Below are 23,954 nucleotides of genomic sequence, written 5' to 3' on the forward strand. Positions count from 1 at the left end.
CCTTACGATGATACTGCGATTTTGTTTATTTCTGATGCTTACACTTTTTTCCCTGCAAGCCGTATCCGGAGAGGAGCAGGCGGAACGTGTTTCAACGCATTCTTTCAAGGTGAACGATTTCGTGTTGAGCAACCAATATAAGAAGAACATGCCCCAGTCGTTTCCCAAGGAAATCATCAGCATTTTTGCGTTGGCCGATCGAAAAGGATCGGATCAGCTCGAAGATTGGATCACCCCGTTTTACAAGCGCTATGGGGAACGGGTGGATATCTGCGGGGTGGCCAACATGAAAGGCTTGCCGAAGATGCTTCGGCCGATGCTCCGGGGTATCTTCAAAAAATCCATTGAATATCCCGTTATGATGGATTGGACGGGGGCGACTTGCGAAGCATTTAAATACACGGCGGGCGTGGCCGATATTTTTATAGTCGATAGGAATGGTCTGGTGGTTCACCGGATCAGGGGCGAGGCCAACGAGCAAAAGCTGAAGGACTGCTATGCCGTAATCGACCGGCTCATAAAGGAGAAAGATGCCGAAGCCGCTGCAGAAGAAAATGCCCAATCGCAAGGCAAAGACCCGCAAGCGCCGGAATCCACATCTGATGCACCCATGCAAGAATCGTGAAGAACAGCACCGTACTCAGGCCAACCCGTAAAACCGGAGGGGCTTGCTTCTCCGGTGCAGGATAAAACGCGAGTAGCATGAAGGCCGTGATCCACCACCCGCCAAAGTTACTCCATGGAACGCCATAGTATCCGTGCGGATGGTCCCACGTCCAATAGGCCAAGGGCCCCGCTGCCAGTGGGTCAATGACGAGGTCGATCAACACCATCCAGCAGGCGCCCACGGCAGCGGCGGCTATGCGGTTGAGGGGAAGCGCCGAACCCAGATGACGGCAGTAGGCCAGCAGGATCACCCACGCGGCGCCCATCGCGACCGGCGTTCCCGCAACGAGTGGATAAAGCACATCCGTATAGGAATAGCCTCCGAACGGGAAGCCGGTGTGCACGCCCGACACTTCAACCAGGAAGCCCCCGAGCGCGCATCCGGCCAGCACGATCCGCTCTTTTGCGGGAACCGCCATCAGCGCGAGCAGCGCGGCCAGCCAAAGGAATGCCGGAGCCGTCCAGGTTACGTTTTCCGGTGGGGCGCCCCAGATCACATAGCTGAACACGCCACCAATCCAAAGCAGGGCGTAGAATAAGGCAGGAAACCGTCGAATCGGAATGGTTAGTTTATTGTTCATGCTTTTTTATGAGGTTGGCGGTGATGCGGGCAGACATCAAAACGGTCGGGGTTCCCCCGCCCGGATGGGTGCTGCCACCAACATAGTAAAGGCCTTGGTAGCGAAGGTCTTTGTTGAAGGGGCGAACAAAGGCATTCTTTTTTCCGTGCGAATTCCGCCCGTAGATTGCTCCCCCGGGCATGTCGTAGGTGCATTGGAGCCGTTCCGGAGTCCAAGCATCCGAGGCCACGATCTCGTGTTCGAACTCCGGGAACCCGGATGATTTCAGGCGTTTCAAGACGCGTTGCTTTGCGGCCTCGGTTGCCGATGCATCCCATTTGAGCCGGTCGTTTGCCGGAGCATTGGCCATCACAAACATCACCTCTCCGTCGCCGGGGGTTAGGCTTCGGTCGGTAATGCTGGGCATGTTCACGTAGATCGTCGGGTCATCGGGAAAGACATGCTCGTCGAAGAGCTGTGCAAATTCGTGTTGGTAGTTTTTGGAAAAAAGGACCTGGTGGTGGTGCCAGTCCGGGTGTCTGTTCCTTAAGGCAAAAAGAAAGATCAACCCGGAAAGGGAGCGCTGTTCCGGAGGACAGGAGCGGTAGCCTTCCGCTCCCAGCAATTTGCCCGCGTTCGCCGTGTCTCCATTCATGATGACGGTATCCGCCGTAATGCATTCCCCGCCTTCCAGACGGATGCCCTTCACGGTCTTTCCCTCATGCAGGATCTTTGCTACGGGGGCGTTCAAGTGAAGCTCAATGTCCATCGATTCCATGAGGTTCAAAAAGGAGCGGATGATCTCGTAGAGTCCGCCGCGGACATGCCAGCCTCCCTGGGCATATTCCACATAGGGCACCACGCACAGGGTGCCCGGCGCTTGGTATGGAGAGGATCCGACATAGGTCATGTAGCGGTCGAATATCATTCTCAGGTAGGGGTTCTTGATAAAGTGGCACATCTCCTTGTGGTAGTTGCCCCATCCGCGCAGCAGGGGCATGTTCGACAGTACGCCTTTTGTTTCCTTGCCCGGGGGCTCGAGGGTGCTTCGCGCAAAGAAGGTGGCCTTGGATATTTCATGCAAGCGGGCTCCGAGCTCCATGTATTTCATGAAACCATCGGTCTGGCCTTCCAGTGCCCTCACCGTATCCAGCCATTCCGGCAGGGAGGCCGATTGGCAGCAGGTTGTCCCGTCGTCAAACGTGTAGTGCACCTGTCGCGTCAACGCCATCAGTTCCACATGGTCGCGCATGTCGGTTCCGATGGAATGGTAAAGCTCCTGGAAGACCTCCGGCATGGTGATGAGCGATGGCCCCGTATCGAAGGTGTAGCCCTCGGTCGTCCATCGGTTCATTTTTCCGCCGGGCGTTCCGGAACGTTCCGCGATGACCACACGCCAGCCTTGGCTGGCCAGGCGAAGCGCCAGCGCCATTCCGCCCAAGCCTGCCCCGATCACAACCGCTGTCTTTTTTTTGCTCATGGTTTTCCTGCCGGATTATAGACGCGCCCCTTCCAGGAGACCCCCGAATCATGCCTGCATTTGTGCCGCGCATAAAGCCCCAGTCCAATTAAACCCATTTCGGCAATGGGGTGGAACACTGCCGCCCAGGGCGGGAAACCGAATTGAATGCATTGAACCAACCGTGCCAGAAGGACTACTCCTGCCGCCGTTGCAAGCCATATGGATGATGTCGCAAAGGGAAGGAGAAGGAAGGGCAACAGCATGAAAAGAAAGTGGAAGCCCATGAAGAGCCAGAAGGAAAGCTCCCGCTCGAAGGCCGGGTAGGCGATCTTTGAAAACCCGGATATGATTTCGGGCAGGTTTTGATACATGCGCACCGACACGATTTTCCGGCCATCCAGGCAAAGGCCCACCTGTTTTTTTTGCCGCCACGTTCGGGCAAGCATGGTGTCCTCGAACAGTTCGCTCTTCACGCTGGCATGGCCGCCGGTCGCACGATAGGTTTTTCCGTGAATGAAGAGACAGGCGCCGTGGGCAAGCCCGAAAGAGGGGGAGGGGTTCTTCTCCTGCATGGGCGTGGGGAAAATGCTGTAGACCACAAAATTCAGCATGGGCATGAAAATATGCTCCCAGAAAGATCCCGTCAAAATACCCGGCCAGCAGGAAAGAAAGGTGGCTTCCCTGGTTTCTGCCGCCTGCAGCATCGCCTCTGCGGCTCCAGGATGAAGCCGGGTGTCGGCATCCAGGAAAAGCAACCATTCGCCGGTGGCCTTGGCTGACAACTGTTCACAGGCAAAGGGCTTGCCCATCCATCCGTCCGGAAGGGGTGCGGGTTCGATCAGCTGCAGGGTTGGGGTTTCTTTTTCCAGGGCGCATACAATCGGTTGGGTCTGGTCTTCCGAATGGTCATCATAAACCAGGATCTCCTGGACAATGGCTCCCTGTTCCAGCGCCGACTGGATCGCGCAAGCAATGTTCTTTTCTTCGTTTCGGGCAGGAATCAGTACGGATACGCACGGCCCAGAAATGTGTGGGAGGGGAGATATGGGGCGCCATTTGATCCAGTTAATCAAAACGACCGATAGAACGATGAGGTTAACGGTCACTAAAATATACATCATAGGCTCACATCTCCCAACTCACCTATTGCAAGATTCTGATAAAAACATCGGACATCCCTAATCCGAAGTCAACCTTCAGAATCTATGATGATGAAAAAGGCGCCCCGCGAGGAGCGCCTTTCCTGTTAACCCATCGTCTTTAAAGGATAACTGCCGTTAGGCTCCGAGGCATTGCTTCATGTCTGCCTCGACGGTGGTGACGGGGGCAATGTTGAAGTTGTCCACCAGCACCTGCAGTACGGTCGGGGTGATGAAGGCCGGAAGGCTCGGGCCAACCTTGATGTCCTTGATGCCGAGGTGCAGCAGGGTCAGCAGGATGCAGATGGCCTTTTGCTCGTACCACGAAAGAATCATGGAAAGCGGCAGGTCGTTGACATCGCACTCGAACGCGCCAGCGAGGGCGACGGCCACCTGGATGGCGGAGTAGGCATCGTTGCACTGGCCCATGTCGAGCAGGCGCGGAATGCCGCCGATGTCGCCGAACTCGAGCTTGTTGAAGCGGAACTTGCCGCAGGCCAGCGTGAGGATTGCGCAATCGTCCGGTACGGCTTCGGCGAAGTCGGTGTAGTAGTTGCGGCCCGGCTTGGCACCGTCGCAACCACCGATCAGGAAAAAGTGCTTGAGGGCACCGCTCTTGACGGCATCGATCACCTGCGGGGCAACGCCGAGCACGGCGTTGTGGCCGAAGCCGGTCAGGATGGTCTTTTCCTCTTCGGTTTCAGCGAAGCCTTCGGCGGCGAGGGCGGCGTCGATGACGGCGGAAAAATCGCCGTTGTCGATGTGCTCAACGCCCGGCCACTGGACTAGTCCGGAGGTGAAGATGCGGGCCTTGTAGTTTTCCTTCGGCTTCTGGATGCAGTTGGTGGTCATCAGGATGGCACCGGGGAAGGCTTCGAACTCGGAGCGCTGATCCTGCCAGGCGCCGCCATAGTTGCCGACGAGGTGGCTGTATTTCTTCAGCTCCGGATAGCCGTGGCACGGCAGCATTTCGCCGTGGGTATAGATGTTGATTCCTTTGCCTTCGGTCTGCTTTAGCAGCAGCTCGAGATCCTTGAGGTCGTGGCCGGAAACGAGGATGGCCTTGCCTTCCACCGGCGTGATGCGGACCGGGGTGGGGACGGGGTGGCCGTAGGTGCCGGTGTTGGCGGAGTCGAGTAGCGCCATGACGGTGAGGTTGACTTCGCCGGTCTTGAGGGCATAGCCCACGAGCTCGTCCACGGTGGGGGCCGGGTTGAGCAGGAAGGCGAGTGCTTCGTGGAAGAAGGCAAAGACGGAGTCGTCTTCCTTTTCGAGAACGAAGGCGTGGTCGGCATAGGCGGCGGTGCCTTTCAGGCCATAGATGATGAGTTCCTGCAGGCCGGTCACGTCCGGGCCGAGGGTGTTCATGCGGCTTTCGATGCCGACTTGCTCGCCCATGGAAATCATTTCGTCGAGGGTCTGCGGGATTCCGTGGTCGCACTCCACGCCCATTTCAGTCCCGAGCTGGATGCCGCGGGAAATGATGCCGGCAAGGTCTTTGGGGTCGAAGTTGACGTTGGTGACGGTGGTGAAGAGGCCTTCCATGACATAGAGGTCGGCTTCGCGGGTGGTTTCGCCGGCCTGGCGCTTGGCGTGTGCCTTTTCGGAAATCTTTTTGCAGACTTCGACCAACAGGTCTTGCAGGGCTGCGGTTTCCGGGTCTTTGCCGCATACGCCGAAGGCGGTGCATCCGGTGGACTGGCTGGTTTGTTCGCATTGGTAACAGAACATACTCATTTTCTTCTCCTTGGTTGGTTTTCGGTTTTAAATACGACCATTTTTGTTCTAAATGATGCAAGCCATTATGCATATGGTTCCGGTTCAAACCTTGATGCGGGTCAAGAAGCGGGGAAAAAGGGTTTTTTTTATAGATTGTTTTCCCCCTCCCGACCGTTATTGTTCCCCGCATGAAGCTACTTTTCCTCATAGGAGCGTTGTTGCTCGCCATAACGACCCCGGCCGCCACGCTGCGGATCGAGGGGGAGCATGCTTGGCTGGATGCCGAAGGAGCGCCGCTTTCGAAGGTGCTGCGGTTGTTCGAGCAGCGCGGCGCGGAGGTGCTGATCGACCCCGCGCTCGATCTGGGCCGGGTTTCGGGGGAATGGGAAAATACCAAGGTTGAGCGCTTGATCGGGCAATTGGCGAGCCCCAACAGCTACCTGGTGGAATGGAAGCGGGTGGCCAGCCCGCTGGGGGATCTCTACCAGGTTTCGCGCATCCGCATCTACGGCAAGAACCTTTCGGCGGCCCAACCCCTGAGCAAAAAAAGCCGGGTGCTCGATGTGGTCGAGGGCAAGGACGGCGTCAAATATATCCGCGGCGAAATCATGGTGGGCTTCGGGGAGGGGGCAACCATCCAGGATCTGAACCAGCTGTTGCGCAAAATCAACGGCACGGTGGTCGAGGTGATCGATCCGCCCGGCATCTACCGTATTAAGCTCAACGAGGGCATGTCGGTCGAGGAGGCCATGGCAATCGCCATGGAGCATCCGGGCGTCGAGACAACGGAGCCCAACCTGGCGTTTCCGAGCATGGGCAATGCGCCGTTGCCGGGAATGGGAACGGGCGCCGGCATGAACCTGAACCTCCAGCCCGGCGAAACCGCCGTGGCGGTGTTCGATTCCGGTCTCGATCCGCGCTATGCCGACCTGCCCATCATTCGCGGAACCTACGATGCCGTCGATCCATCCGCCAGCATCAGCGATCCATTGGGCCACGGCACCCTGACCGCGCTCGTTGCCGCAGGCGTCATCACGCCCGAAGGGGCGCAGGCCGCCGAAACCGGAACTCCGGTGCTGGCCATCCGAACCTTCGATGAAAACGGCATGACCAGCTCCGACACCCTCATGCGCGCCTTGGAATTCGCCGCCAACTCCGGCGTGCAGATCGTCAATATGAGCTGGGGATCAGACGTGGACAGCGCGTTTATGAAGATGGCCATGGACTATGCCGCGCAAAACGGCATGACTCTTTTTGCCGCCGCCGGCAACGAACCCACGGGCGAACCGATCTATCCCGCAGGCTACGATTCCGTCATCGCCGTCGGTGGCCTGAATGCCGATGGCAGCCAGTGGGAACAATCCAACTATGGCGACTTTGTCGATATCTACGCCCCGGCCAAGGCCACGTTCAATGGCAAGGGCTATGCCGGCACCTCGATCGCCAGCCCTTTCACCGCCGGCCGCGCCGCGCAGCAATGATAGGGAGGGGAGCAGGGATGGCCGTCCCTACCCGACGCTCTCGCCGGGGCGGGCGAGGACGAGGTGGAGGTTGTTGGTGAAGCGGGTTTGGAAACCGGCCTCGCAATAGCAGAGATAATAGATCCACTTGCGCTGGAAGGTTTCGTCGTAGCCCATTTCCAGCAACTGCTCCCGTTTTGCTTCGAAGGCCTTCCGCCAGCGGCGCAGGGTTTCCGCATAGTGGATGCCGATGTTGTCGAGGTGCTCGACGGTGAACGGCGTGTGTTTGAGCATGGCCTTTGATAGTTCGGTGAGCGAGGGCAGCATGCCGCCCGGGAAAATGTGCTTTTGGATCCAGTCGGGGTTTTTTCGGTAGGCGTCGTAGCGCTGGTCGGGGATGGTGATGACCTGCAGAACCACCAGCCCGCCCGGTTTTAGCAAGCGATCACAGGCGGAGAGGTAGGTGCCGTAGTATGGGTGGCCGACGGCTTCGAGCATTTCGATGGATACAATGCGGTCATACTCGCCCTGCACGTCGCGGTAGTCGCACATAAGGATTTCAACTTGCCCTTCCAACCCTTCTTCAGCCACGCGTTTCTTGGCGTATTTGAACTGTTCTTCCGAGATCGTGATTCCCGTGACCTTGCAACCGGTGGCCTTGGCCACTTCGATGGCGAAACCGCCCCAGCCACAGCCGATTTCGAGCACATGGTGTCTGGCCTTGATGTCTGCGAGTTCGATGAGCCGGTGGATCTTCCGCTTCTGCGCGGCAGGCAGGGATTCGTCCTTCGTCTCGAAGAGGGCGGAGGAATACATCATGGTTTCGTGGTCGAGGAAGAGGGAATAAAAGTCGTTGCCGAGGTCGTAGTGCTCGTGGATATTCCGCCGGCTGCCTTCCTTTGTATTCTTGTTGCGCGCATGCACGGCAACATTGACCGCGCGTTTGGCCAGGGCGGAGGTGAGGCCGCTTTTCTTGAGGGCGGAGATGTTGTTGATGAAGAGTTGCAGGACACCGGTCAGGTTCTCGCTGTCCCAGTCGCCGTCTGTCCACGCTTCACCCATGCCTATGTTGCCCCCGAGCACCACCTTTTGGAAAAACGCAGGGTTGTTCACCTTGATGGTCACCGGGGCGGAGCCGTCGCCGTAATGTTTGGCCGTGCCGTCCGGAAGTTTCAACAGGAGGTGGCCTCTGGAAATGTTTTCGAGATGGGAGTCGATCAGCTTGAAGAAGGTGTTCATGCCTTTGCCTTTATGGTCATCGGGTTGTCGGGTTGGGGATGTTTGAAGACGGGCAGTTTCATTTTTAAATGCAATACCGCCGCCTGCCAGAGGATGCGCGGCATGGTGAGCGCGGCGGTGAACGGATGCCAGAGAACGGTCTTCCATAGGTTGGCAGTCGTCAGCTCGTCGCCGATGCCCCACATGGCCGCATCCATCACCACTTCGCCGTTGCGGATCAGTTTAATTCCAATCTTCAGGTCTTCACCGGGTTCCGAGAACGTAAACTCATAGTTCCCTTTCATGTCGTTGAACGGGGAGACGTGGAACTGCTTCATATGTTTGCATTCGAGAGGGAAGGTGCCCTCGGGCTCCATCACATAGAGGTGGCGTTCCCCGAAGGTGTTGTTGACCTCCGCCACCATGCAGGCGGGGGAGCCATCCTTGCGTAGGCCATAGTAGAAGCTCACCGGGTTGAAAACTTTTCCAATGAAGCGGGCGACGGTCACCAACACGATTCGATCCAGCTCCGAGGTGTCGATGAATTTCGAAAGCCGTTCCCGGAAACCGCCGCTTTCCCGCAGGTAGTCGGAATCGCGCAGGCAGACGGGGTTCCAACGGTTGTAGCCGAAGCCCTTGACCTTGCGGTCCAGCTCCGGCAGCTCATCGATATCAATCGCATAGAAATAGAACGGGAACGAAAAGCTGTGCCGGACCGGCGTTTGGCGGGCATGCATCATTTTTCCGTTGTAAATCCTGCTCTTCATAGTTCCATCCCGAACCCTTGGGCGACTTCAACCGCCGACCGGACGGCATCTTCGTGGAAGCCGTTGCCATGGTAGCTTCCGGCAAACCAGGTGTTGTTCGATCCATTCAGATCTTTCAACAACGGTCGTTTGGCCAGCGCCTCGCGGGTGTACATCGGATGGGTATAGTTGAATTCGCGGATGATGCCCTCGGGTTCGCGGTGGAGGTTGAGCGAAACAAAATACTGTTTTTCCGTCTCCAGCCCCTGCAACCGGTTCAAATGGTAGGTCAGGCAGGTTTGGTTCCCTTCGATGCGCTGGAAATTCCACGAGCTCCAAACCTTGCGGATGGGGGGCATGACCGATTCATCGGTGTGCAGCAAGGTGCGGCTGGTGGTGTATTGCCAGCAGCCGAGGGCTTGCTGTTCCTGTTCCGATGGATCGAGGAGAAGCTTCAGCGCCTGGTCGCCATGGGTGGCGATCACCACCTGGTCGAAGTGTTCAAAGCGACCGTCAACAAGCGTGATTTCCACACCCTCGGCATCGCGCTTGATTCCCCGGATGGATGCGTTCAGCCGGACATCCACACGCTCCCAGCTTTTCTCCATGCGTTTGATGTAGTCGCAACTGCCGCCCACCACCGTCCGCCATTGCGGGCGGTCGTTGACCGTCAGCAGGCCATGGTTATGGAAAAACTGGAGGAAGCTCCGGGCTGGGAACTCCAGCATCTGCTCGCAGGGCGTCGACCAAATCGCGGAGCCCATCGGTAGTAGGTGGTGGTCGATGAATTCCTTGCCGAAACCGTTCCGTTTGAGGTAGTCGCCCAATGATTCATCAATCAGCTCGTCACTGCTGCGGTCGGCCTCCGCCGTTTTGAAGAAGCGCATCGTGTCGCGTACCAACCGATGGAACGAAGGTTTGATCAGGTTCATGCGCTGGGCGAAAAGGCCGTCGAGGCCTGTGCCGCAATATTGCAGGCCGGAAGGAAGGTCGTGGTAGCCGAACGACATATCGGAGTCGCGCAACTGCACATCCAGCTGCTCGAAGAGTTGGGTGAGCAGGGGATAGTTGCGGTGGTTCATCACAATAAAGCCCGTGTCTATCGGGGTTCCGGCATCCGCTCCTTCGGAAAGCGTCACTGTATTCGTGTGTCCGCCTAACCGGTTACTCTTTTCAAACAGCGTCACCTGGTGTTTCCGCTGGAGAATGTGCGTTGCTGTAAGGCCGGCCACACCTGATCCGACCACGGTGACTTTTTTTTCCTTCATCCCTTGCCACCTCCGCACACGGCTTTTTTCATGATGCGACTGCTCGGTTGTTCACGGGGTCGATTGAATATACTTGGATTGGTCAACGATGATGATTTCCGACCTCTCGAAACCGAACCCTTCCGCGAGTTCGAGCAAGCGGTCGAGGTTTTCCTGAGGTACGTCCGGCTTGCGAGTGAGAATCCAGAGGTAGCCGTAGCTGGGCCCCGTCACGATCGCCTCGGTGTAGGCCTCGTTGAGGTGGATGATCTTGTAGGAGGCGTAGAAGGGTTTGAAGAAACTAACTTTGAGCCAGCCTTGGTCGTCATCGCCTTTCAGTTTAGCGACGCCTTCGATGTCGTCCCACTCCTGCTTGTCGTCCTTGAATCCCCGGTTGAGGACGCGCACGGTGCCGTTGTCGTTGCGTGAATAGGTTGCCGAAACATTGCTCATGTTTCTTTCGAAGCGATGATCGTATCGGGCAACCTCATGCCAGGTTCCAAGATAACGGTCCAATTCGAAACCGGTCACCACGTCGAGGTTGGAGGTCGATTTGCAACCAGACAAAACCAGCATCAGAGCCACTAGGGCGAAATGGTTTTTCATTTGCTGATGGCTCCTTTAATGGCCTCGACCATCTTTTTGTCGTCCGGTTTTGTACGGCTGCCGAAACGGTTGATGATCCGCCCATCTTTTGAAATGAGGAACTTGTTGAAGTTCCAACTGATTTTTCCCCCGAAATCCGGGTTGGTTACCTTTGAGGTCAGAAATTGGTAGAGCGGATGTTGATCGTCGCCCTTGACCGAAATCTTTTCGAACATGGGGAAGGTTACACCATAGTTCAGCTTGCAGAACGAGGCGATCTCCTCGTTGGAACCCGGTTCCTGTTTGAGGAAGTCGTTCGAGGGGAAGCCCAGGATAACGAACCCTTTGTCCCTGTAGGTATCGTAGAGTTCCTGCAATCCGTCGTATTGACCGGTGAAGCCGCACTTGCTCGCCGTGTTGACGACCAGCAGCAACTTGCCTTTGTATTGCTCCATCTTGACGGTTTCGCCAGTGATGGTTTTGGCTTCGATCTCATAGAAGTTTTTCACGGCAACCTCCTTGGGTGCGGATGTGCATGACGTTGTAAGTACGGCTAAAGCGCCGAGTAGTATAGCTGTTTTCATTTTTCCAGTCCTTTTTCTATGCGCCCCTTCACGAGGCGCGTCCAGTAGCCGACGATCGGCAGGCGGTCGAGCATGGCGCTTGAATCCCAGTAGTCCTGCTGGAATACGATCTTGCCTTCGCTGTTGAAGCGCACGTGCGAGATGCCAATGGTGCGGATCAACTCGCCCTTGGCCGCTTTCGATTCTAGCTCCATCGTCCAGCGGGCAAAATATTCCTGGCCACTGCGGTCAACCGAATCGACCGTGAAGGTGCAGGATTCCACCGGCTCGGCCATCACCAGGAAATAGTGCTCGATGTCGTCGATGCCCTCGACAATGTGGAAGGGGTCGCCGAACCAGGCATCGTCCGCATAGAGTCGGCGGACGCCTTCCTGGATCGCTTGCGTCGAATATTGCTCGTAGAACGCGCGGAACTCTTCGAGCGCCTTCATTTCGGTTTCCGATCCCGGCAGCATTGGCTCGATGGTCGCCGTGCCTTCAACGGCTTCCGTGTTGCGCGTCCAGTCCGGAGACAGGTCTTTCGATTTGGTAGAGCATCCAGTCATTGCAATAAGTCCAATTAGCGCCATGGGGATCAACGCTTTTTCAATAAGTAATGTGCCACGTACCATTCCTCGCCTCCCTTGTATCCAAAGAGTTCTTCGCAAGCCATAAAGAAAATGCGCCACCGGCCAAACTGGAGCCGAGCCTCCTCGCGCCCGTGATGCCGCTCCAGGATGGTGGTGGCAAGGCCTTCGTTCGCGTCGATATTGTCGAGCCAGGCGCGCAGCGTCTTTGCATAATGCCGCCCATTCACCCGCCACAACCGGTCGACGACCATGTCGTTGTTGACCAACGTGAGGAGATTTTCCGAAGGCATCATGCCTTCCTTAAAAAAGTGTTCCGCCATCCAATTGACTTCACCCGAATCGTTGAAGAGGTAAGCCAGCTCGCGGTGCACAAAAATATGGATGAACAGTTTGCCGTCTGCCTTCAGCCAATGGTTGATCCTTGCAAGCAGCTCGTGCCAGTTGCGCATGTGCTCGAACATCTCCACCGACACCACGCGGTCGAACCGCCGCGCAATCCGGAAGTCGTTCATGTCGGCCGTGATGACTTCCAGGTTGTTGAAGCCGCGCGCGTCGATATATTTCTTCTGCGTCTGCGAATTGGAAACCGCCACGATGTTGGAATTGGGGTAGTGCTGCGCCATCCAAAGCGAAAGCGAACCCCAGCCGCAACCGAGTTCCAGGATGTCCATGCCGTCCACGATCCCCGCGCGCTTGCAGGTGAGCTCCAGCATGGCTTCCTCCGCTTCGTTCAAGGTGGTGTCGGCCACCGGCCAATAGCCGCAACTGTATTTGAGGTGGGCCCCCATAAACGTTTGGAAGAGCTCCGAAGGCACTTCATAGTGCTGCTCGTTGGCGGTGTCGGTGGCCACGGCCACAGGCGACTCTTCCATCATGCCGATAAATTTGTAGAGCGACTCCATCTGATCCTCCCGGGACCCCTTCGCTTCCAGCTTGATCCGATCCCTCAGCAGTTTACGGATGCCGGCGCGGATCGCGGTGTCGGGCATCTTTCCTTTTTCAGCAAGTTCCATTAAATCGATCATATTCAATCTCCGTTGCTGGTTCGCCCCCACTAGGATTTCCTTACAGTAAATTTAGTAAGCTTTTCGTTCAGCTCCCGAATGACACTTCCTTAAGGGTGATCTGCATGGGTTTCCGAAGAACTGGACTTGGCGTGGAGCAGGCGTCCCGCCTGCTCCTTGCATGGGAGGCAGTCGCGCTTACGGCAATCATTCGGGACATACACCTCTCTCTGCGGCAACGGAACCATGCTCCAGCCCTTTAAGCTTGGGTTTGGAATGAATCTCCTTTCGTTTGCCCATGGAATCCCCGCTTTGCTCCTTGTTAAAAAACCTTGTAAAGCTTAGTGGGTTTGGCCTAACTATGGAAAGTCGTTTTTCCGTTCAAACTCATTGATCGGGGTGTCTGACCATCGAGGAGGTCAACCTTTGAAACCAGATCTTTTATACACAACGAACCCTGAAATCTCATTTGAGGGGAAGAGCTTTTGTTTAACGGGGGTGTTTGATGGCTATAAACGAACCGACCTTGAGCATTGTGTGGAAGGCAACGGCGGGACATTCACTCCCAATGTAAGTGAAGGGACGGACTACCTGGTCATCGGCAGTAAAGGCACTCGTTGTTGTTCCTTTGCCTGCTGCACGCGGGTGGTTGAAAAAGCCGTTGAGTTGAAAAAGCACGGTGCGTCGCTGGAGTTTATCAAGGAGTCCGATTTTTTACGGGTTCTCGGTGCGAGCGGTTCGTTGCCGGAGCAGATTCTGTAAATCTGGTTCCGTTTCTATTTTGGCCAGGGGATGAAGATGGGGGTGGATTCCTGGTACTGCCGGTAGGCCTCGCCTCGCTTGGCGAGCGATTCGCGCTCGACGTGGGGTATGCCGGTCAGTTTAACGAGGAAGACATACATGGCCACGATGCCGACCGGCGCCAGCCAGAAGCCGGTTGCGCCAATCGCGACGAAGGCATAGGCGAACCAGTGTAGCCATTCGAAGAAATAGTTGGGGTGGCGCGAATGGTTCCACAGGCCGTCGCGGCACACCTTGCCGGCGTTGGCGGGGTTGTTGCGGAAGCGGGCGAGCTGGTAGTCGGCCAGCCATTCGCCGCCCATGGCCAGCAGCCAGGTGGCCACTGCCAAAACATCGAAGATGGAAAGCGATTCCTGCGCCTTGTTGGCTCCCGGTAGGAAGGGCAGGGCGAACAGGACGACCAGCAGGGATTGCGAGGTGAAGAAAATGAAGAACCAGCTGTTGGCCTTGTCGCCCCAGTAGGCGCGCAGGCGTTGGTAGCGCGAGTCCTCTTTCTCGCAGAGTATTCGATCTTTCAGGATATAGACCACCAGCCGCAGAGACCATATTCCGCCCATGCCACCGATCAGGATCCGGCGGGGCAGCCAGCCTTCGCCGATGATGGCCGCATAGATGGCCATGGCGCCGACCCCGGCCGTCCAGCCAATATCGACCACTCCGGCATCCTTGCGTATCACTTGAACAGTCCACAGCAGGGTGAAAAATAAAAAGGAACCGATCAGGCCATTCAAAAGCATGGGGGAAAAATGCGTTAGAATCTCCATCAGGTCCTCTGTTCGACCAATATGCTTTTGGGTGGTTCGCGGATGTCCCAAACGATATGGAACCACTGGAGAACACGAAGCAACAAATAGCTAAGGTCAATCTCCCACCAGCGGAATCCCTGGCGCGTGCAGACGGAATAGCGATGGTGGTTGTTGTGCCAGCCCTCGCCCATGGCCAGCAGGCCGAGTAGCCAGTTGTTGCGGCTTTCGTCTTCCACGTCATAGCGCCGCTTGCCAACCATGTGGGCGACCGAGTTGATGCAGAAGGTGACGTGGTAGACCGCCACGGTGCTGAGGAAAAAACCGTAGAAAACAAACTGCCATCCCGTGATGCCCAAGGCCGGTTTGAGCCAGTGGATCAATGAGCCGATACCGAGCAACAGCCAAGCCAGAATAAAGGCGGGCGCGTACGGGTGTTTGTTGAGCCAAACCAGCTCAGGGTATTTGGCGAAATCCTTTACGCGGCTCATATCCGTTTGTGCCAGTTCGCGTTTCATGACCCACCCGATATGCGCCCACCAGAAACCGTGGTGGCGCGGCGAGTGCACGTCCTCCTCGGTGTCGGAATTCTGGTGGTGCAATCGGTGGTGGCTCGCCCACCATAAGGGATCGCGCTGTGCAGCAGTGGTTCCCAGCAGGGCCAGTATAAACTGGAAGGCCCGACTGGTCTTGAAGCTCTTGTGCGAAAAATAACGATGATAGCCGGCCGTGAGGGCAAACACATGCAACACATACATGAGGGCAAAGATGCCGAAAGCCGGCCATCCGCCGGGAACAAAAAAGACTCCAGCGCAGCTGATGTGCATGAATAGCAGGGGAAGGCTGAATGAATTAAGAATGGACGATTTAGAACCAAGAATATTCCCATCAACCACACCCGTATTTCTCCCCGAATCAGCGGCATCAAAGCTATTCATTCTGAAATCTACAATCTTCATTCTTAATTTCAATCCTGTTTCAAGGCGGCCTCGATTCGCTTTCTGGCCGCATCTGAAAGATGCACCTGTGGTTCCACATCGCCGACATCTTCGTGTACGAGATAGTCGTGAACCCCTTTTTGCATATCCACGACTTGCTGGTGGTATTTGCCGCACATGACGCAGAGTTTTATGTGGGCAAACATCGGAATCCTGCGCCACCAGGGCAGTTCATAGTATCTGCTATGCGCCAAGGCTTTGGCTACTTGTTTACATGCAATCATTTCAAATTCTCCGTCAGGGCGTAGTCCAGTTGGCCTCCAGGCACGATTTCAATTGCGTGCGGGCTCGATGGAGCACGACCCACAGATTGTTCGGCTTGAGGTTGAGTTCCTTACATATTTCTTCCGTGGACAGGCCTTCCAGCTCGCGGAGAGTGAAAGCCATTCCGGTTTTTTCCTTCAATTTCGACATGCAGCCGTAGAAGACCTCCCAGAATTCCTTCTGCTCATAGGCATGCTTGGGATCGAATTTCCACGGGGGCGGGTGCTGGGTTGGGATGCCGAAGGCCTTGAACTTCAGGCTGTCGAGAATTTCCTGCCCTTCTGAATCATCCACCGCGATCTCGCGCGAGGCCGTGCGGATGTAGTCGACCACCTTGTGCCGAAGGATGCCCCTCAGCCAATAGCGAACAGGGGTTTTGCCATCGTAGCGGTCAAGGGCCTTGATGCCGGCCAGGAAGGTTTCCTGCACCGCGTCCTCGGCGGCGGCGCGGTTGCGCAGGCGCACGAAGGCGAACTGGAAAAGATAGTCGCCATGCTCTTCCAGCCAGGTTTCCGGATTGGTTAATTCTTTATCGTTCATCGGAATAGTATATTTCCAACGTCTGGAAATGGCAAATCGTCCCTTTTAAAAAGGCGCCCCGACGAATCGGGGCGCCAGTCGCATGCCAGGGAGGAAGCATGCTCATGATGTTGGCAGGGGAATTAGTGGCTGAACCAGGGAATCAACACGCTGTCGATCACATGGATTGTACCGTTGCTGGCCTCAATGTTGGCCTCAATGACCTTGGAACGGTTGATGAATACCTCATCTTTCTTCAATGTTGCCTTCACGCTGCGTCCTTGGGCGGTTCTGAGGAAGCCCTGTTCGAGAACTTCCGAGGCGTCCAGATCGCCGGGTACCACGTGGTAGAGCAACACTTGCTGGAGGTATTCCGGATTCTTAACGAGGAAGTTCAACAGCCAGCTGGGAAGCTTTTCGAAAGCTTCGTCGGACGGGGCAAACACCGTGTAGGGCCCGTCGCCTTTGAGAACGTCGTCCAGCCCTGTGGCCTCGAGTGCGGCAACCAGTGTTTTAAACGCGCCTGCACCGTCTGCGATTTCAAAAACATTCGGCATGGCTTCCGGAATCAGCACCATATCAATCACATGGATTATGCCGTTCTCTGCCTTGATGTTTTGAATGATCACCTTCGAGTCGTTAATAAACACGCCTTCCGCAGTAACATTGACCTTCAGATCTTTGCCGATTTTCGTGGTGATGCGTTCCATCAGCACTACATCTTCCGCTTTCAAACGTCCATCAACCACATGGTAGAGAAGGATGTTGGCTAGATCAGGGATCGCAAGCAGGTCATCCCCCGTGGCTCCCAATGCATCGAATGCGTCATCGGTTGGCGCGAACACGGTGAACGGGCCAGAATGGGCCAACGTATCCGCCAAGCCTTCCTGCACGACTGCGGCCACCAGGTTGGTGAAACGACCGTCGGCCACGGCAATATCCACGATGGAGGGAAGCGTGGGCTGGAGCAGAACCGCGTCAATCACATGGATGATACCATTCGATGCCTTGATGTTGGCAAGAATCACCTCTGAGGAATTGATGAAGAGCCGGCTACCGTCGAGCGTGACCTCCACATCTTTGCCCAGCAGGGTTTCCAGATGCGTTTCGGCTGCAACTGCGTCGCCATCCAATGCGGCCGGCAGAACATGATAGAGTAGGACTTCCTTCAGGCTTTCAACCGCCAGCAGGTCGGATCCCGTAAGGCCCAGTGCTTCGAACGCATCGTCGGTCGGGGCGAAAACGGTGAAAGGTCCGTCATTTGCCAGTGTATCCGCCAACCCCTCTTGCACCACGGCAGCGACCAGATTGGTGAACCGCCCATCATTCACGGCAATGTCGACAATGCTCGGCAATGTTTCATAGGAAACGTATACTGGGGCATAGGTCAGCCAAGACCAACGTTTGTAAGGCATCAGCGAATCGAGAAATTCACCCGCAGTGGTTTCGACAAGGGTGTCAACGGGTTGTCCGTTCTCTCCTCTGTTAAATGATGCCACCAGCTTGACCATGGCATCTTTCGGCGCATGGTTCAGTGCGTAGACTTTCGCAACAGCACGCCCGTGCCGGTCGAAGCGGAAGCTGGAGATCTGCCTGTAGGAGTCTCCGCCATCGGTGGATAATTTCAACATGCCTTGTCCGCCATAGGTGAACACTTCCATGGTGTCCTCTTCCAACGCGTGGAAGATCGTGTAATACACCGGTGAGGCAACCGCTCCGACCGTTGTGGCAACAAACGCCGCCATTGCTACGAGCATCTTACGATACTTTTTCATGATGCAACTCCTTTAGTTTACTCGGTGCCGTCAGCCCCATGCTTCCGGCGAACATGGGGTGTTCGCATATCCATCGGAAACCTTTCAGCGGAGTTGTTTTTTTTTTGAATGGTTAGGGACGGAGGACAGGGCAGTGTGCCAAAGGCTTTTTTACAATACTTTATGACGTTCAGGATCATAGCCCATGGACCCATGGCAGGGGTGTGCTTCGCTACGGATTATGTCGGCAACAACAAAAAAATATCAACACCCGGATGAGACCGCGTGTTGATTTTAAGTTTAAGGTTCGGTGTGCCAATGGTCTTTCTTTGGTGGCCGGACGGATCCGGGTATGCTCCACCGTCTGGAAGGGATGGCACGGGTTGTATGCTACTGAAAAACCGACAGGAACTGCTTTTCGCGGTAATCAAAAATCCGTTCGAGGGTTTTTCGGATGAACAACGCATGGGCAATCTTGCCTGCCAGTCCAAAGGGCACCTCGTAGGTGATTTGATCGATAAAGTTCACTCCCCCGTCGCAGGGTTCGAGCCGGTGGAGATGATACCAAAGCTTGTAGGGTCCGATCTTCTGTTCATCTACGAACGAACGGCCTTCAACAATGTGCTTCAGTTCGCTCAGCCACGGTTGCATTCCCATGCCCGGAATCTTGACGCGGTATTCCACCAGCATACCTTCATGCATGGTTTCAGGCAGGGCGGAGCGTATCTCGAACCGCATGTCGTCCGGGGTGATGAGGTTTAGGTTGGCCGGATTCCGTATGAAATCCCAGGCTTTCTCCATCGTTGTTTCAACGACCGTTTCCCTAAGCAGCTTGTACATGAGCGGATACATCCTGTTCAAATAGTGTCACAGTTTCGGGTTTGGAGATCGTTTCACCGATCACGGCTTCGCTCATGGCGACCTTTGCGGATACGGGTTCAATGGAAAAAAGGGTGGAGGCCCTTCGGCTTTCAACCACCGTCGGATTCCGTATGCCTTCGATCAGTTTTCTGGCCACTGTCAGGTCGACCTTTGAGAAGAAGGAAATCCAGTGGCTACTGAGCCAAGGGGTGAGTACGGGGACAGGGATCATGAAGCGTATCAAACCTCGTTGGCGGGCAAACTCCCTCATCAGCTCACCATAGGACATCCGGTCGGCTCCGCCGATCTCGACGATTTCGGCATGTTCGATTGGAACATCCAACGACTGAACCAAATAGTCCAGTAGATCCCGTATGCCGATCGGTTGTGCTTTGGTGGTAACCCATCTGGGAAAGACCATGATGGGTAGATGTTCCGTCAGGTCGCGGATGAGATCGAACGAAAGGCTCCCTTGCCCCAAAACAATCGACGCCCTCAGCTCTATGGTTGGAATGCCCGATTCTCGAAGCACATAGCCAACATCCTGCCGGCTCTTCAAATGCGGCGACAGGGTGTCGTGCTGGTTACCCAGTGCTCCCAGGTAAACGATGCGTTTCACTCCGGCTCCCTTGGCCATGTAGGCGAAGTTTTTTGCGGCCAGGATCTCCTTGGCTTCGAAATCCTGTTTCTCATCAAGGAAATGAATGAGGAAATACGCGGTGTCCACCCCCTGGAACGCTTTCCACATCGTGGAACGTTCCAGCACATCACCTTGGAAAATCTTCGTGTGAACCCCTTTCGTTTTCATCTTGGTCGCATCACGAACGAGGCAATGGACCTCATGCCCTTGATTTTCCAGTTGTTCGAGCAGCTTTCCGCCAACATATCCAGTCGCTCCCGTCAGAAGTATTTTCTTCTTTTCCGTCATAATGATCTCCAGGTTACATAGTGTTCGGGAAAGGGAGCGAAACCTTTCACCCCTAAATGAAAAAACGCAGGCGCCATGCCGGCCGGCCGACAAGGTCTAGTTCTACCCGATGTTCTCGCCGGGGCGGGCGAGGACGAGGTGGAGGGTGTTGGTGAAGCGGGTTTGGAACCCGGCCTCGCAGTAGCAGAGATAATAAATCCACTTACGCTGGAACTCGCCGTCGTAGCCCAGCTTCATCAGCTTCCTGCGGTTGGCTTCGAAGGCGCGCCGCCAGCGGCGCAGGGTTTCGGCATAGTGGAGGCCGATGTTTTCTTGGCTTTCCACGGCCAAGGTTGAATGCCGTTCCATGGCGCCGGTCAGCTCGGACTGGGAGGGCAGCATGCCGCCGTGGTATATGTATTTCTGCACCCAGTCGGGGCTGCGGTGGTAGAGGTCGTGGTATTCGTCGGGGATGCAGCTGACCTGCAGCACTGCCCGTCCACTGGGCTTGAGCAGGCGGTCGCACCGGGCGAAGAAGGTTCCAAGGTGGGCATGGCCGAGGACTTCAAGCAACTCGATGGAAACGATGCGGTCGAACTTGCCTTCCATTTCGCGGTAGTCGCACACCAGGATTTCAACCTGGTCTTCGAGGCCTTCGGCCGCAATCCGCTGTTGTGCAAAATTGGAATGCTCCTCGGATAGGGTGATGCCGGTCACCCTGCATCCCGTCAGCCGTGCCGCCGCGATGGCGAAGCCGCCCCAGCCGCAACCGATATCAAGCAGGTGGTGTTCGGGCTGGATGTCGGCCCGTTCGATCAGGCATCGGATCTTGCGGCGCTGGGCATCGGGCAGGGGTTCTTCCTGGTTCAGGAATATGGCCGATGAAAACATCATGGTTTCGTCATCGAGGAAGAGTTGGTAGAACTCGTTGCCGAGATCATAGTGGGCATGGATGTTGCACCGGTTGCTCGTGATGGTGCTGCGGTTGAGCGAGTGCTGCACCATGTGGTGGAACCGTTTTGCAACACGGGCCGTCACGCCGTTTCCCGAGAGTTCGCCCATATTGCCGATGAACAGCTCAAGCACACCGGTCAGGTCTTCGCTCTCCCAGTCGTTGGCCATCCAGGCCTCACCCATCCCAATGTTCCCCGCCGTGACCAAGCGGCTAAAGAAACTGTAGCGGTTGACCTTGATGTGCCGGGGCGGGGAGTCGTCGCCATAGTGAACTTGGATACCATTTGGGAGCTCGATGATCAGATGGCCGGTTTTAATGTTTTTCAGCCGCTGGTCAACCAGGCGTTCGCATCGCTCTTCAAAAAGGGTTTGCATCTCATCAACTCCTTCTTTGGCGACATGTTACTGTCTTATTCAGGTTTTGCAAACCTGCATCGATGTTTTTTCCTGGGGCGGAGGAAGGTGGCGCCTTGGTTCGGCTTGCGGAACATAGCAAAATGAATGGGCCTAATTCTTGGAATGGCCGACGGCGGCATCTATACTGCCGCAATGAAAAAGATCGGAATCATCGTGAATACCAAGCGCCCGCGGGCCGCACACATCCTGGGCGAATTGCGGAGGATGGCCGAAAGCCATGGGTTCCAGCTCTATGCCGAGGATGCCGCCATGGCCAAAACGTTGGGTGCGGAGCTGCTTCCGGCCAGTGCCTTCGGCGGCAAGGTGGATGTTGCGCTGGCGCTCGGCGGAGATGGTACGGTGCTCTACACCGCCCGGGCAATGCATGGTTCCGAGGTGCCGATCATGGGGATCAACCTCGGCAGCCTTGGCTTTCTGACCAGCGTAGGCGATACGGACATTCCCTCCGCCCTCGATGCCATCGCAAACAAAACCTTCAAGGTTTCCGGCCGCGACGTCGCCGAATGCCGCATCTTCCAGAATGGCGCACCGGTTGGCGAGGAGCGCGCACTGAACGATGTGGTGCTGGGGTGGGGGGCGTCTTCGCGGATTGTTACCCTCAAGCTATCCATCAACGGCGAGGCGGTGGGGTCGTTCATGTGCGATGGCATGATGGTTTCCACCCCCACCGGCAGTACCGGCCATTCGCTCTCGGCCGGAGGCCCCATCCTGCATCCCGGCGTCGGGGGGTTCGGCATCAATGTCATCTGTCCGCACACGCTGAGTTCGCGGCCGCTGGTGGTGCCGAACTCTTCCTTGATCGAAGTCGAGGTGGTCAGCGCCGCCAAGGAGCTGATCCTTTCCATCGATGGACAGGACGAGTTCAAGGTGGAGCAGGGCGGGCGGCTCGAAATCCGCCGCAGCCCGCACCAGGTCCGGTTCCTCCAGCTCGAAGGCCATAGCTATTTTTCCGTCCTTGCCCAAAAGCTCCACTGGCGCGGATCGTCGCTCTAGGCGCAGGGCTTTCCCGAACGAAGCTACAGAATCAGCATGCAGTCGCCATAGCTGAAGAAACGGTAGTGGTTCTGCACGGCGGTTTCGTAGGCGTTCATCATCAATTCGCGACCGGCGAAGGCCGACATCATCATCAGCAGGGTCGACTTCGGCAGGTGGAAGTTGGTCAGGATGGCATCGACGTTCTGGAATTCGTAGGGCGGGTAGATGAAAATATTGGTGGAACCTTCGGCGGCCCGGATCGGGGAAACGGATTCCAACGTGCGGACACTGGTGGAGCCGACCGCCACAATCCGGCCGCCGTTTTTCCGGGCGGAGGCAATGGTTGCCGCCGCTTTTTCGGAAATCTGGTAGCGTTCGTGGTGCATTTCGTGGTCGGTGATGATTTCCGCCGAAACGGGGCGGAAGGTGCCGAGGCCAACGTGCAGGGTGAGCTCGGCTTTGGAGACGCCCTTTTTGTCCAAAGCGTCAAAGAGCTCCGGCGTAAAGTGCAGACCGGCGGTGGGCGCGGCGGCCGCGCCGGGCTCGGAGGCATAGACGGTCTGGTAGCGGTTTTTATCTTCCTCGATCTGCTCCCTGGTTTGCTCCTTGCGGGCAATGTACGGAGGCAGGGGGGGGATGCCCTCTTCGTCGAGGATTTCCATCAGCGGCCGGGCGGATTCGATCTTCAGCACCGCTTCGCCCTGTTCGCCGTCGTAAAGCATGGTGGCCGTGGCTTTCCCGGAGCAGAGCGAGAGTTCGTCCCCAACCTTTGGGCGGCGCGAGGTTTTCATGAGGACTTTCCATTCCCCAGGGGAGCTTTCTTCCAGCAGCAGCAGTTCAACTTTTCCGCCGGAGGCCGCCTTGTGGCCAAAGACCCGGGCGGGGATCACCTTGGTATTGTTGACGACCAGCACATCGGGCGCCGCAAGGTAATCCACGATGTCGGTGATCTGCCGGTGCTCGACCCGCCCCGTGCCGCGATGCAGCACCATCATGCGGGCCAGCTCGCGCCGTTCGGGCGGGTGCTGGGCGATGAGCTCAGGCGGTAGATCATAGTTGAATAGGTCGGTTTTCATCTGATAGCTTTCAAAACCGCAGAAGGATACGTAACCGCGGAGGGGAAACAAGATGAAATCGAATAAGACATGCACCCGGAAGCAGGCTTTCACGCTCATCGAGCTGTTGGCCGTCATTGCCATCATCGGCATCCTCTTCACCCTGGTCTCCCCGCAGATCGGCAAGGCGCGCATGCGGGCCAAGCTCACGGAACAGGCCGCCAAGGCGCGCTACATCGTGGAAGCCATCACCGCCTACGAGTCCGGCAGCCGCTTTTCAACCGGTTGGCCAAAGTCGGGCGAAACCAACACGGCCACCTCCACCGAGTTCCTGGTCAGCTTGGTCGAGGGCGGTTATCTGGACGTCGATTATTCCTTCTTTGCCGGCCCCGGTATGCGCCCGGCGATCGACCAAACCGATTTCGAGCAAAATGGCGCCGAATGCAACGGATGGTCGATCCTCTGCGATTTGAACGATGCCACGCCCGGCAACCTGCCGGTGGTTTTCATGGCGAGTTACAACATCACCGGCGGAGGATTCTCCAGCGCCGTTATCCCCATCGGGGAAAAGGGCTTTGTTTTCGCCACCAAGAACGGCGAAGCCATCGTGCTGGAGGAGCGTGATATGTCGGGCGAAAATTTCGACAGCATCTTCAACAAGAATCTGATCGACGACCTCGGGACGATCAGCGTCATGGAGCCATGATGCGAAAAATGTTTTCAATGAAACCTTCGTTGGGTATGTTC

Annotated in this window: 25 protein-coding genes; 5 read left to right on the plus strand and 20 right to left on the minus strand. The window is 56.4% G+C overall.

Annotation, left to right across the window (positions count from 1 at the left end; all coding sequences use genetic code 11):
* Window positions 1-34 precede the first annotated feature (34 nt).
* Window positions 35-625 carry a TlpA family protein disulfide reductase gene (locus tag E9954_RS00625; RefSeq protein WP_136077326.1) on the plus strand — a complete coding sequence of 197 codons (591 nt, stop codon included), beginning with the start codon at window positions 35-37 and terminating at the stop codon, window positions 623-625.
* Here E9954_RS00625 and E9954_RS00630 read toward each other — a convergent pair.
* The 4 genes from E9954_RS00630 to hcp all read right to left on the minus strand — a co-directional run bounded on the left by E9954_RS00630 (window position 516) and on the right by hcp (window position 5,558).
* Window positions 516-1,247, minus strand: coding sequence for a carotenoid biosynthesis protein (locus tag E9954_RS00630; RefSeq protein ID WP_136077327.1), 732 nt, complete (start codon window positions 1,245-1,247; stop codon window positions 516-518). The genes E9954_RS00625 and E9954_RS00630 overlap by 110 nt on opposite strands.
* A complete protein-coding gene (locus E9954_RS00635; protein WP_136077328.1) occupies window positions 1,237-2,706 on the minus strand; it encodes a phytoene desaturase family protein in 1,470 nt (489 codons plus the stop codon). The genes E9954_RS00630 and E9954_RS00635 overlap by 11 nt, the downstream gene beginning before the upstream one ends.
* Window positions 2,703-3,809 carry a glycosyltransferase family 2 protein gene (locus E9954_RS00640; RefSeq protein WP_136077329.1) on the minus strand — a complete coding sequence of 369 codons (1,107 nt, stop codon included), beginning with the start codon at window positions 3,807-3,809 and terminating at the stop codon, window positions 2,703-2,705. Before E9954_RS00640 ends, E9954_RS00635 begins: the two co-directional genes overlap by 4 nt.
* Window positions 3,810-3,965: 156 nt before the next feature.
* Complete coding sequence (gene hcp / locus E9954_RS00645; protein ID WP_136080093.1) at window positions 3,966-5,558, minus strand: hydroxylamine reductase; 1,593 nt, start codon at window positions 5,556-5,558, stop codon at window positions 3,966-3,968.
* Between the two features lie 176 nt (window positions 5,559-5,734).
* On the opposite strand from hcp, the gene E9954_RS00650 reads away from it, so the two are divergent.
* Entirely contained in the window at window positions 5,735-7,027 is a 1,293-nt protein-coding gene (locus E9954_RS00650; protein ID WP_136077330.1) for a S8 family serine peptidase, read from the plus strand.
* A 27-nt stretch (window positions 7,028-7,054) separates the two neighbouring features.
* On the opposite strand, the gene E9954_RS00655 is transcribed toward E9954_RS00650, so the two are convergent.
* From E9954_RS00655 to E9954_RS00685, 7 genes are all read right to left on the minus strand, one after another.
* The gene (locus tag E9954_RS00655) at window positions 7,055-8,245 is read right to left on the minus strand and encodes an SAM-dependent methyltransferase (protein WP_168441865.1); all 1,191 of its coding nucleotides are present in this window, start codon (window positions 8,243-8,245) and stop codon (window positions 7,055-7,057) included.
* Entirely contained in the window at window positions 8,242-8,991 is a 750-nt protein-coding gene (locus tag E9954_RS00660; protein ID WP_136077332.1) for a DUF1365 domain-containing protein, read from the minus strand. Before E9954_RS00660 ends, E9954_RS00655 begins: the two co-directional genes overlap by 4 nt.
* Window positions 8,988-10,238: an NAD(P)/FAD-dependent oxidoreductase gene (locus E9954_RS00665; protein ID WP_136077333.1), complete on the minus strand. Its 1,251-nt coding sequence runs from the start codon at window positions 10,236-10,238 to the stop codon at window positions 8,988-8,990. The genes E9954_RS00660 and E9954_RS00665 overlap by 4 nt, the downstream gene beginning before the upstream one ends.
* 51 nt (window positions 10,239-10,289) lie before the next feature.
* Window positions 10,290-10,823: a lipocalin family protein gene (locus E9954_RS00670; protein ID WP_136077334.1), complete on the minus strand. Its 534-nt coding sequence runs from the start codon at window positions 10,821-10,823 to the stop codon at window positions 10,290-10,292.
* On the minus strand, window positions 10,820-11,311 hold the full coding sequence (locus E9954_RS00675; RefSeq protein WP_281281187.1) for a glutathione peroxidase: 492 nt from the start codon (window positions 11,309-11,311) through the stop codon (window positions 10,820-10,822). The genes E9954_RS00670 and E9954_RS00675 overlap by 4 nt, the downstream gene beginning before the upstream one ends.
* A 71-nt stretch (window positions 11,312-11,382) precedes the next feature.
* Window positions 11,383-11,931: a nuclear transport factor 2 family protein gene (locus tag E9954_RS00680; protein WP_168441866.1), complete on the minus strand. Its 549-nt coding sequence runs from the start codon at window positions 11,929-11,931 to the stop codon at window positions 11,383-11,385.
* 29 nt (window positions 11,932-11,960) lie between these two features.
* Window positions 11,961-12,980 (minus strand): SAM-dependent methyltransferase, encoded by a 1,020-nt coding sequence (locus E9954_RS00685; protein WP_136077337.1) that lies wholly within the window; start codon window positions 12,978-12,980, stop codon window positions 11,961-11,963.
* A 405-nt stretch (window positions 12,981-13,385) separates the two neighbouring features.
* Here E9954_RS00685 and E9954_RS00690 point away from each other — a divergent pair, with 405 nt between their 5' ends.
* Entirely contained in the window at window positions 13,386-13,721 is a 336-nt protein-coding gene (locus E9954_RS00690; RefSeq protein WP_168441867.1) for a BRCT domain-containing protein, read from the plus strand.
* Between the two features lie 14 nt (window positions 13,722-13,735).
* Here the strand turns inward: E9954_RS00690 and E9954_RS00695 are convergent, their stop codons facing one another.
* From E9954_RS00695 to E9954_RS00730, 8 genes are all read right to left on the minus strand, one after another.
* Window positions 13,736-14,524: a DUF1295 domain-containing protein gene (locus E9954_RS00695; protein ID WP_136077339.1), complete on the minus strand. Its 789-nt coding sequence runs from the start codon at window positions 14,522-14,524 to the stop codon at window positions 13,736-13,738.
* Complete coding sequence (locus tag E9954_RS00700; RefSeq protein ID WP_222846994.1) at window positions 14,524-15,462, minus strand: acyl-CoA desaturase; 939 nt, start codon at window positions 15,460-15,462, stop codon at window positions 14,524-14,526. The genes E9954_RS00695 and E9954_RS00700 overlap by 1 nt, the downstream gene beginning before the upstream one ends.
* Window positions 15,463-15,470: 8 nt before the next feature.
* Window positions 15,471-15,725, minus strand: coding sequence for a hypothetical protein (locus E9954_RS00705; protein WP_136077340.1), 255 nt, complete (start codon window positions 15,723-15,725; stop codon window positions 15,471-15,473).
* 13 nt (window positions 15,726-15,738) lie between these two features.
* On the minus strand, window positions 15,739-16,305 hold the full coding sequence (locus tag E9954_RS00710) for a sigma-70 family RNA polymerase sigma factor (protein ID WP_136077341.1): 567 nt from the start codon (window positions 16,303-16,305) through the stop codon (window positions 15,739-15,741).
* 122 nt (window positions 16,306-16,427) lie between these two features.
* On the minus strand, window positions 16,428-18,059 hold the full coding sequence (locus tag E9954_RS00715; protein WP_136077342.1) for a fasciclin domain-containing protein: 1,632 nt from the start codon (window positions 18,057-18,059) through the stop codon (window positions 16,428-16,430).
* Window positions 18,060-18,428: 369 nt separating this feature from the next.
* Window positions 18,429-18,878: an SRPBCC family protein gene (locus E9954_RS00720; RefSeq protein ID WP_136077343.1), complete on the minus strand. Its 450-nt coding sequence runs from the start codon at window positions 18,876-18,878 to the stop codon at window positions 18,429-18,431.
* Window positions 18,862-19,827: an NmrA family NAD(P)-binding protein gene (locus E9954_RS00725; protein WP_222846995.1), complete on the minus strand. Its 966-nt coding sequence runs from the start codon at window positions 19,825-19,827 to the stop codon at window positions 18,862-18,864. Before E9954_RS00725 ends, E9954_RS00720 begins: the two co-directional genes overlap by 17 nt.
* A 102-nt stretch (window positions 19,828-19,929) precedes the next feature.
* A complete protein-coding gene (locus tag E9954_RS00730) occupies window positions 19,930-21,135 on the minus strand; it encodes an SAM-dependent methyltransferase (protein ID WP_136077344.1) in 1,206 nt (401 codons plus the stop codon).
* A gap of 126 nt (window positions 21,136-21,261) precedes the next feature.
* Here E9954_RS00730 and E9954_RS00735 point away from each other — a divergent pair, with 126 nt between their 5' ends.
* Window positions 21,262-22,170 carry an NAD(+)/NADH kinase gene (locus E9954_RS00735; RefSeq protein ID WP_136077345.1) on the plus strand — a complete coding sequence of 303 codons (909 nt, stop codon included), beginning with the start codon at window positions 21,262-21,264 and terminating at the stop codon, window positions 22,168-22,170.
* A gap of 23 nt (window positions 22,171-22,193) precedes the next feature.
* Here E9954_RS00735 and queA read toward each other — a convergent pair whose 3' ends face one another.
* Window positions 22,194-23,228 (minus strand): tRNA preQ1(34) S-adenosylmethionine ribosyltransferase-isomerase QueA, encoded by a 1,035-nt coding sequence (queA, locus tag E9954_RS00740; RefSeq protein WP_136077346.1) that lies wholly within the window; start codon window positions 23,226-23,228, stop codon window positions 22,194-22,196.
* A gap of 52 nt (window positions 23,229-23,280) precedes the next feature.
* On the opposite strand from queA, the gene E9954_RS00745 reads away from it, so the two are divergent.
* Window positions 23,281-23,913, plus strand: coding sequence for a type II secretion system protein (locus E9954_RS00745; protein WP_136077347.1), 633 nt, complete (start codon window positions 23,281-23,283; stop codon window positions 23,911-23,913).
* Window positions 23,914-23,954: the final 41 nt, after the last annotated feature.

The organism is Pontiella desulfatans, from assembly GCF_900890425.1.
Classification (GTDB): domain Bacteria; phylum Verrucomicrobiota; class Kiritimatiellia; order Kiritimatiellales; family Pontiellaceae; genus Pontiella; species Pontiella desulfatans.